The organism is Flavobacterium psychraquaticum (assembly GCF_034497725.1).
Lineage (GTDB): Bacteria > Bacteroidota > Bacteroidia > Flavobacteriales > Flavobacteriaceae > Flavobacterium > Flavobacterium psychraquaticum.
In genome coordinates this window covers 1-7240 of sequence record NZ_JAXKVR010000008.1, presented here as the reverse complement: position 1 = coordinate 7240, position 7240 = coordinate 1, and the positions used below count along the sequence as shown (strand labels likewise).

General features: G+C 30.5%; 9 protein-coding genes. 5 read left to right on the top strand and 4 right to left on the bottom strand.

Annotated features, from left to right (window positions below):
* The 5 genes from T1L09_RS00115 to T1L09_RS00095 form a co-directional block, all read left to right on the top strand.
* Positions 1-324: integrase core domain-containing protein (locus T1L09_RS00115; RefSeq protein WP_322548914.1), on the top strand; the 324-nt coding region annotated here is incomplete at its 5' end.
* A gap of 160 nt (positions 325-484) precedes the next feature.
* Positions 485-676 (top strand): hypothetical protein, encoded by a 192-nt coding sequence (locus tag T1L09_RS00110; RefSeq protein WP_322548920.1) that lies wholly within the window; start codon positions 485-487, stop codon positions 674-676.
* 2 nt (positions 677-678) lie between these two features.
* Complete coding sequence (locus T1L09_RS00105; RefSeq protein WP_322548919.1) at positions 679-2766, top strand: phospholipase D-like domain-containing protein; 2088 nt, start codon at positions 679-681, stop codon at positions 2764-2766.
* Positions 2726-3493: a hypothetical protein gene (locus T1L09_RS00100; protein ID WP_322548918.1), complete on the top strand. Its 768-nt coding sequence runs from the start codon at positions 2726-2728 to the stop codon at positions 3491-3493. The genes T1L09_RS00105 and T1L09_RS00100 overlap by 41 nt, the downstream gene beginning before the upstream one ends.
* 1562 nt (positions 3494-5055) lie before the next feature.
* A complete protein-coding gene (locus tag T1L09_RS00095) occupies positions 5056-5478 on the top strand; it encodes a DUF6943 family protein (RefSeq protein ID WP_300058724.1) in 423 nt (140 codons plus the stop codon).
* A 70-nt stretch (positions 5479-5548) separates the two neighbouring features.
* Here the strand turns inward: T1L09_RS00095 and T1L09_RS00090 are convergent, their stop codons facing one another.
* The 4 genes from T1L09_RS00090 to T1L09_RS00075 are packed head-to-tail and all read right to left on the bottom strand — an operon-like array spanning position 5549 to position 7111.
* The gene (locus T1L09_RS00090) at positions 5549-5728 is read right to left on the bottom strand and encodes a hypothetical protein (protein ID WP_322548917.1); all 180 of its coding nucleotides are present in this window, start codon (positions 5726-5728) and stop codon (positions 5549-5551) included.
* Positions 5715-5966, bottom strand: a complete 252-nt coding sequence (locus T1L09_RS00085) for a hypothetical protein (RefSeq protein WP_322548916.1) — start codon at positions 5964-5966, stop codon at positions 5715-5717. The genes T1L09_RS00090 and T1L09_RS00085 overlap by 14 nt, the downstream gene beginning before the upstream one ends.
* Before the next feature lie 9 nt (positions 5967-5975).
* The gene (locus tag T1L09_RS00080; protein WP_322548915.1) at positions 5976-6371 is read right to left on the bottom strand and encodes a DUF5675 family protein; all 396 of its coding nucleotides are present in this window, start codon (positions 6369-6371) and stop codon (positions 5976-5978) included.
* A complete protein-coding gene (locus T1L09_RS00075) occupies positions 6371-7111 on the bottom strand; it encodes a hypothetical protein (protein WP_322548921.1) in 741 nt (246 codons plus the stop codon). The genes T1L09_RS00080 and T1L09_RS00075 overlap by 1 nt, the downstream gene beginning before the upstream one ends.
* Positions 7112-7240 lie beyond the last annotated feature (129 nt).

Sequence of the window (7240 nt, the reverse complement as noted above, 5' to 3'; positions counted from 1 at the left end):
CATGGCAGACCCAATCATCCGCAAACACAAGGAAAAATTGAACGCTATCACAGAACCATGAAAAATGTTGTGAAACTTGATAATTACTTCGCTCCAGAAGAATTAGAAGCTGCTTTAGAAAAATTTGTATATGGGTATAACAATGAACGCTATCATGAATCATTAAACAACTTAACTCCTGCAGATGTCTATTTTGGGAGAGGTGAATTGATTTTAAAAGAAAGAGAAAAACTAAAGAAAATTACAATTTTAAACCGAAGAAATGAGTACCAAAAATCAAAATTAACAACAAATCAAAAAAATCTTTTATCTTTGAATTATTAACTAAATACTCTCTTAGCAAAAGTCCAATTTAGTTTGAAGACGTACAATTTCATCAATAATATCAATCGAAAACAACGAAGAATTATCCTTAAAAGACTTTGTGAAATATTTTTTAAAAAAGTATGTAATTATAAGACATCAATGGGTTTCACTTAAGAAAATGAACAATACACAATCAACCGAAAAATTCATTCGTGAAGATGGATTAATTAGATTTATTGACAATGTAGATTATGCTTATTCATCACCTCGTTTAAATACTTTAGTTAATTTTTTAAAAGAATTGCAGCTAATTAATGAAGAAAAAACTATTTTAACTCCTTTAGGTACAGAACTATTTAATTCGTTATAAATATGATTGAAAGACATAATATTTTAGACCTATTAGGAGCAGATAAAAGAAAATACCACAGTTGTATTATTACATGCTTTTCATTCGATTTTATATTTTTTGAACAAAGAGTTTTACCAAAGTTGAGACAAGCTGGTATTACAAACATCAACATCTACGTAGATGCGCATCAGTTTGAAAAACAAATAAATAATTTTGTTGGTAGTGAAATGCTTGATTTTAAAGCAGGTTATAGTATAACTCCAATAAAAATGACAGGTGCTTTTCACCCAAAAGTTTTAGTAGCAATTGGTAAAACAAAAGGATTTTTAGCAATTGGTTCTGGGAATCTTACAAGTTCCGGCTTAAGTTCTAACGAAGAAATTTGGGGTAGTTTTCATATTACAGAAACCGATAAAACAACAGCTCCATTTTTTAAAGAAGTGGCTATTTATTTAAAAAAATTAGAATCATTTGTAACCGGAACCAACCTTTTAAAATTAAACTGGATCAAAGAAAATTCAAATTGGTATAGTCAATTATTTGAAGATAATAAGATTGATAAAACCATTACAAATAAAGAAGAAACCTTCGAAATGCTATTTACTTATCAAGAGGATAGTATCTATGATTCATTAGTTAATAAGTTGCCTAAAAAGCCAAAACACATAAAAATACTATCACCATACTATAATACAAATGGTTCTTTTTTAAATAAAATAATCAAAGACATTCAGCCAGAAAATGTTCACTGTATTGTAGATCCTTTATGTGGTTCTGTTCCTTATAAATATGACAATAGGCATAATATTGAGTTTTCAGACTGGAACGATTTAAAACGAGCAGAAAAGTATAGTAGTAATAGATTACATGCTAAAGCAATTCAATTTGAATATGAAACGGAAACCTATTTTCTTTTCGGTAGTGCTAATGCTACTAATGAAGCATTTGGAGCTAATTCTAACAGTTCTATTAATGCTGAAATATCAATACTAACTCACAATAAAAAACCAAAAGATTATTTCAAAGAATTGGGTATTAACTTTACGGAAAAAGGTAATTATTCCATACTAGACTATGATTTCAAAGGTCAAATTGAAACTAATGAAAATGAAAAAATCAATTATTCACTTTTTATAAATAATGTTGAAATAGATAGTAATGAAATAACGATTTATGCTGATAAAAAAATTGATTTCCGTATAAATGTTTATGTTGAAGATGCTAATGGATTAAATATTTTCAATCATGAATTAGATTGTTTAATAGAGAAAACAAACATTAATATTCAAGACAATACGCTTGTTAGGCCATTTAGATTAGCTGTTTTTAGTAAGTCTGAAAGAATATCAAATTATGCTTTAATTCATCAAAAAGCATTTCTACTTAATACTAATCCTGATGCAAGAATTGCTCATTTTAATTCGTTATTAAATTCAGATTTTTTTGGTGATTTTGAATTAGAAGAATTAATAGATTTTATTTCTTTAAAGTCTGATTTTAGTGAAAATAGGAATTCAAGATATATCCAAAATAATAATGTAGAGGAAGAAGACATTGAAGAAGTCGAAGCAATTTCTGAAGAGGAGTTTAATAAAAATAGCGCAAATTTTATTGGGAACGAAAGTTTTAATAATTATACAACTTCAAGGATAGAAGAATTTCTTAATAGTTTAAATTTTGAAACTAATTCTGTAGAAGATGTTTCTGAAAGTATAGAAGATGCTGCTTTAGAAGCAGGTGTTGATGGATTAGATGACCCAGGAAAAAGTATTGCAACAACAAGAATTGATATACCATTTGAAACAGGTTTAAGAATTGGAGATAAAATTGAAAAAACAATAGAAAAAATAGCAAAAGCATTATATCCTCAAAAAGCTAATCACAACAAAATACTAAAACTTCCTGAAGTAAATAGTTTGGCTACTTTACATCAATTAAATGCATTATTAATTGGTTTTCACATAATTTTAAAAAAACGAAACGAGACATTTTTTGAAAATAGATCCTTATTAAGGTTACAATATTCAGATATAAGTGAATTACATAATGTAGAAAAACAATTTTATATTGATAGACTCAATAACCAAACAGGTAATCTTAAAAAATGAAATAAGCTATACTATAAATGAGAATAAGGTAAAAACTCTTAAAAACAGTTTAATTGGTAATAAGTCAGTGAAAATAAGTTATATTGATAATACTGCAAGTCAAACACTTATGCACTCTTACTTTTCACCTAAATTTTGGAGTAACGACAGTAATCACCTTTGCATAAATGATTATTTAAAAGATGGTTTATCAGCTTATTTATTATTACTTACGAAACGAGTAGTAATAAAAGATGAAAAAGAAAATATTGTTTGGTTTGAGAAAAAAAGAAGATTAAAACTGTTAAGTATCTCTTCGATTTTGAGTTATCATTGGACTACAAATCATTTAGATACTAAAAATTTATTATTATTAAACATATTCCATTATTTAGGAAACAATGATGATGGAGAAATATTCAAGAAAGATTTGGAAAATTATATTGAAAAATTAAACCTGACAACATTTGTTAAACCTAAAAGTTTTAATGAAGTAATTGATTTGTATAATCAATATTTGAAATGGTTAAATCAGTATAATTCAGATGTAAAAATTTTAAAAAGAGAGTTAAGTAATAGAAGTGAAAATAATATTATTTATAGTAAAACATATGGCTTCGCTATAATTGCAAACTATTATAATAATAAACTGGTAAACCTTGAAACGCCATTAGGTATTTATGATGAAGAAAGAAATGTTTTTGGTTTTATCGAAGTATTCATCGGTAGCCAACCAATATTCTTTTAATTCATTACAATAATTATCTCATTCAGTTGCACAAAAATCGCTACTAGTCCAAGTATTCCTAGCATCAATTCTTTGTTTACTTCATTTCGCTAATTTAACCTTTAATAGAGATAACTTATTTTTTTGTTCAGTGGTAAATTGATGTTTTCTATTCAAATTGCCACTCCTTCCCAACGCTCCAAAAAAAATTACTGTCATGGTTTTTGCCCCAACGCACATCAAGCACTTTGCCTGTTGGCTAGAAATCTTTATTTAATAATTAAAATCCAATAAGCCATCAGTCAAAGAGCTTGTCCAACGCTTAAAACAAAAACGCGTACGCTACGCAACTCATGCCAGTAATTTTTTCTCCCAAGCTTAGTTACATAATGTGGCATTATAGTGCATAAACAAATATCCTGCATCTAATGAAACCAACATATGCACTATAATAACATTATGTAAAAAAGCCGCTCATCCAACGCTCGTGTGGTTTGTTCCAGGACAACATTTTTTGCAGCTCCCATCGCATCACCCAGCTACAAAAAACACCGTCCTTCACAAACCACTTTCAATAGTCCGTAGAATATTTATAGTAGTTAGATGATTTTTATATCGCATGAAAAGTAGTACTGTTTTTATCAGCTAACCGCAGACATAGGTAGTGTTTTCATTGCTTTTGTAAGTAATAAAATGGCTTTTGATTTTAGTTAATTTGCCTATGGTAAAAGCCATTTTATTACCCACAAAACCAAATTTCCCAGCAAGAGTATGATTTTTCATTTGCCAGAAACCACAAACTCCATTGCTTTCACGCTGGCCAGATGCCTTAATCCTTGCCACAAGAGCTATTCACTAATTACTAATTACTAATCACTCAAAAAAAGGCATCTATCCAACATAAAAGCAATCAAAACAATCCCATAAGCAAATAAAAAATCACACACTTGCCTGCGCTTCTGCCTCATCGCACTAGGTAAGTAAATGCATTGTTTTTTGAAGATGCTTCCCATTTCCATAAGCACATTTTACTGAACACTAACAAAGCATCCTCAAAAATCAAATCCACAAAAGAGTATTAAATTTTAAAACAGGATAAAAGTATTCATTTGATTTGCCTATGGTTATTTATCCTGTTTTAAAATTCAATACCCTTTAAACAACTCCTGAATTCCAAATGACAATCACGTTAGATAGAACGATGCCAGAATAATATCCGATTTCAAAACAAGGATTGATTGGAAATTCAAAAAAAATAAATAAAAAAAAGGAAGCAAAGATAAGTTCCAGGTATTCAAAAAAGCAAGTTCAAGCCTTTCAGGTTTCGGATAAAATCTCCACCCATACCATTTCGCTTTGACATATGTCCCATACTTCACAACCTTCTTCCCGAAGACAATTCGGGTAGTATTTTATCCGAAAAACTTGCTTTTTTGAAACCTTCCACTTCAAATGACGGCTTTCTTTTTTTTCTTTTTTTCTTTTGAAAAATTTAATAGGCGGAGCGTAGCGAGGCACACCTGCATTTCATAAGAAACGCCGTAGAAAATTGAAAATCTAACCAATTTTTAAAAGCCGATGTTATGTTAAAATTTGTCATTAAAACCTACACTAAAGGAACGATTTACAAAAATCCACACCTATTCATTTTAAACAAAGGATTGAACAGTGGAAAGCCTTCAAATGAGCCATTCACAAATAGTTTTGTTATCATTTTCGAGAATAAAGAAGATTTTGACAACATCAATTTAACAGCTTATGCACTTTGGAAAACTAAATTCTGGCATCAGTTTCTTTGTGGTTCTGTAATTCCTTTTTTACGCTTACACGATGTTAGAAAAGAATTTCCAAACAAAGTCAACCAAGAGATAAAAGACCACGAAGAACACCTTAAAAACGTGCAAACTTTAAAGCTTTTAGAACAATCTGAAAAACGTTTCAATGAAAATCTAAATCTTATCAACGATATGCGTAAAGTCATTTTATATCGCTATTGTAATAGATAAAAAAAAGCCTGGTCTGACGACTAGGCTTTCATTTTGTTTAACCCAAAGGTCACCACAACAAGGGCTAAACTTATTTTTTGTGCTTCTTATGTAGGCTTTTAAGTAGTAACGAAATAGTAAAACTGACAATTGCTCCAACAGAAGCTAATATAATAGTTTTGGCAATATCATCAGAATTAATATTCGGTATCACACTTAAAAATGTACCTCCAGCAGTTCCCATTAAAGTACTACTATTATTTGCTTCCATCTTTGTCATCCTGAGCTTGTCGAAGGACGCTGTCATCAGTTGTAGTAAGCTGACTAGTTGCTGTCAAAACTCCTCCAGCAACTGCCATATAACCTCCAATAGTTGTAACTAATACTGGTAAGGCAATTGGAGCAGCTAAAATAGTTCCACCAACAGCAGCCAAAACCAAACCAACATTTCGAAGCACTTTAAAAAACTTTGGCGTAGGAGCTGTAGCTCTTTTTACAATTTTTCTCATAATTTAAAATTAAGATTGTACAATCAATTCAACACTTTCTTTATTGTCTAAAGCTTTGTAAACAAAGTCTTTTAGCTTCGCAAAAGCTTTTCTCGACATTAGTCCTAATCCTGGACCAGAAAGTTTTGTTACGGGAGCAATACAACCATTCAATTCTCTTAAAGCATTATTAGCAGGATGAAACAAAATAAAACTTCTATTTTTTACATCAACAACTTCTAAATGCCATTTGAATTTCGGACTATATCGCTTTCTAATAAAATATTTCCCTACCGGAATGCAGGAAACTCTCTTTTCATTATTCTTCCAAGGTAATTCAATCGTAAAACAAATAAATTTACCTTCACATTCGAGTTTTCCGTTTGTTCCGTCAGGGAAATAAGTTCTAGTTAAATAAATAACCATTACACACCACCATCAACTTTAGCAAGTGATAACGGATTATAAGCACCATTTTTCAACGGATACATTTGTCCATTAATTTCTTGATAAAATTCAACTCCAACAGCTAAAAACAATGGTTTTGTGCTTGCAGGAGTAACAGCATTCACTTGGTTTATTGCAGCGGTAGCTGTATTATCCCAAGGTAAAATCGCAGTTTCAGAACTAGAAACTACAAAAGTTTCAGTTTCAAAATCAACTTCTGCACCACCAGAAATAATTTTAAAGTGAGTTGTTCCACTTGGAGCTGCAATCATGTTCGCAGGAATAAATGGTAACAAATCCACTTTAATTTCTCCAGCTGCACGGTCAATAGTAGCCACATAAGGAGCAAATAAAGAAGTTCCAAGCTTACCACGAATATTGAATTCAAAACCAAATAACAATTCAGCTTCTCCATCAATAACGTTTCTCAAACCTCTATCACTCACTAAATCCGCTTGAATAACTTTCACCATTCTTTGCGTTAAACGACTCACCATTCTACCATCAGCAGAGTTCAATAGTAATGGTCTAAAAGCTGTTCTTAAAAGCTTTCCAGCTTTTCCAGCTCTTCCAAACTCCGAACCATTCTCACGCGTTCTTTGAAACGCAGGATCACTAGCAATTCTACTTGCATCAATTCCACCTTTCTCACGAGCTAAATGTCCGTCTTGGGTTTTATAAAAAGTAATATCTCCGATAGTACCTTTTAATTTAATTATGCCTTTTGTAAATCGTCAGCAAAAAGTGGACTGATTTAGACAAAAACTAAGAGAGTGTTTTCAAAAATTATTAACTTTGAAATAGTATGAAAACACCTAATAAAAAAACAGCAGAGAATTTCATCAAAG

What these genes read in the sequence shown, in the direction of transcription:
- T1L09_RS00085 (WP_322548916.1), bottom strand. Translation starts at nt 5,966, where the DNA reads ATGAGAAAAATTGTAAAAAGAGCTACAGCTCCTACGCCAAAGTTTTTT.
- T1L09_RS00095 (WP_300058724.1), top strand. Translation starts at nt 5,056, where the DNA reads ATGTTAAAATTTGTCATTAAAACCTACACTAAAGGAACGATTTACAAA.
- T1L09_RS00090 (WP_322548917.1), bottom strand. Translation starts at nt 5,728, where the DNA reads ATGGAAGCAAATAATAGTAGTACTTTAATGGGAACTGCTGGAGGTACA.
- T1L09_RS00080 (WP_322548915.1), bottom strand. Translation starts at nt 6,371, where the DNA reads ATGGTTATTTATTTAACTAGAACTTATTTCCCTGACGGAACAAACGGA.
- T1L09_RS00110 (WP_322548920.1), top strand. Translation starts at nt 485, where the DNA reads ATGAACAATACACAATCAACCGAAAAATTCATTCGTGAAGATGGATTA.
- T1L09_RS00105 (WP_322548919.1), top strand. Translation starts at nt 679, where the DNA reads ATGATTGAAAGACATAATATTTTAGACCTATTAGGAGCAGATAAAAGA.